This window comes from Actinocrispum wychmicini (assembly GCF_004345645.1).
In the GTDB taxonomy this organism is placed as follows: Bacteria; Actinomycetota; Actinomycetes; order Mycobacteriales; family Pseudonocardiaceae; genus Kibdelosporangium; species Kibdelosporangium wychmicini.
This window is the reverse complement of record NZ_SLWS01000040.1, coordinates 1-1,494: the sequence shown is the minus strand read 5'-3', so window position 1 is coordinate 1,494 and position 1,494 is coordinate 1. Positions and strand designations below refer to the sequence as shown.

Annotated in this window: 1 protein-coding gene; it reads right to left on the bottom strand. The window is 62.7% G+C overall.

Features of this window, described 5'->3' with window-relative positions:
- Positions 1-41 precede the first annotated feature (41 nt).
- The gene (locus EV192_RS53510) at positions 42-1,190 is read right to left on the bottom strand and encodes an HNH endonuclease signature motif containing protein (protein ID WP_132126538.1); all 1,149 of its coding nucleotides are present in this window, start codon (positions 1,188-1,190) and stop codon (positions 42-44) included.
- Between the last annotated feature and the right edge of the window lie 304 nt (positions 1,191-1,494).

The window sequence follows — 1,494 nt, the reverse complement described above, 5'->3', positions numbered from 1 at the left end:
ATGCCGAAGGGCCAACCTTCATCTCCAGCACAGCATTGCTCTCACGCGACTCTGGCTTCTACATCAGAACCTCGCAATCGCATTCGGGACACACGGTGGTGGGGGCAAAGTAGCGCCATGTTGTCCATTGTAGTCGGACCGCCTTGTGCCCAGTGCGTGACGTGGTGGGCGTCGCATACACTGCTTGGTCGTTCGCATCCGGGGAAGGCGCATCCTTTGTCTCGTAGGTAGAGTCCGCGTCGGATGTAGGCTGGGGCGGCGTAGGCGGGAACGGCCACATCCAACGGCTTTGAATCGCCGTCGAGGACGGCGGGCAGGATGTGCGCATCGCACGCGAGGCGACGGGCTTCCCGGGCGGTCATTCGTGGGTCGCTGGAGAGCACCGCGTCGTCCAGGGACTGTTGTAGTTGTTCGAAGGAGATGGTGACGGCGACTTCGGTGCGGACTCCATTGTGGGTGGGCAAGTCGGGGCAATTAGCTGCCATTCGCAGGACGTCGGCGAAGGCGTCCCCGGCCCGCTCGGCATACCCTCGGGTGTCGTCGCCCTCTGGGTGTGGCTTCTCGAACGGCTTGAGTAGGTTCTCGAACAGTTGCGCGGATTCGAGGTCCAGGTGGCCCTTGAACTCCAACGTGCCGTCCCGACGGATATGCCGGCGCAACATCCGAGCTGGCCGCGTCGGTTCTTCCTCCGGTGGTGGCGGCCCATCCGGGTCGACGATGTCGCGGACTCGCGCCCCGAACCGGTCCAGGGCTTTCGGGTCGTCCTCGGCGGCGCGGGTGAGCATCACCTGCTCGGCCGTGGCGCGTTGCTCGGCATCCAGGTGCGGCAGATTCGCCAAGGTCTTGCGAATCACGTCCACGTGTTCGGAGCTGACTTCGCCGCGCGCGAGCGCGGAGGCGGTCTGGGGTAGGGCTGGGTCGATCACCGATCCAGTCGGTGTCGTCGTGGTGTGGAGGTCTTCGGCTTGGGCGAGGCGGTGTCGGGCGTCGGTGCGGCTGATGCGCAGGGTATGGATCAGCAGCGCGGGGGTGTTGGAGTAGCCGAGTTTGGTGGCAACGCCGCGACTGTCGAGTTCGGACAGTAGGCGGAGGGACTCGGCGTATGCTTGCCGGAGACGGGTCTCCGCAGCCGTGGCAGCATCGACCAGCTCGGTGTCGCTGGTCGTCCAGAGAGGCGCTGCTGTGTCCACACAACGATAGTATCAAATTAACAGGAAGGAGGCCCGTGCAATATAAGGCTTTTCGCGATGAGCGAACAAAGAAGACAAGCCGAGAGAAGGTAATTCGTCCACTATGTACAGTGAAACTAGGGAGTAGCATACCTGAGCAAATGCATGTCCGCGTAGCAACCTGGTGCGATGAAGTGCGTGCCCGCACAACAAACCTGGCCCGAGTGGTGTCTCCCTCCCGTGTGGCAGTGAGGATGGGGTTGCATCTGTGAGGATGTTGTTGGTGGTTGTTCCTGGCGTGGTCTGACTCGCTGTGTGGCTGGTT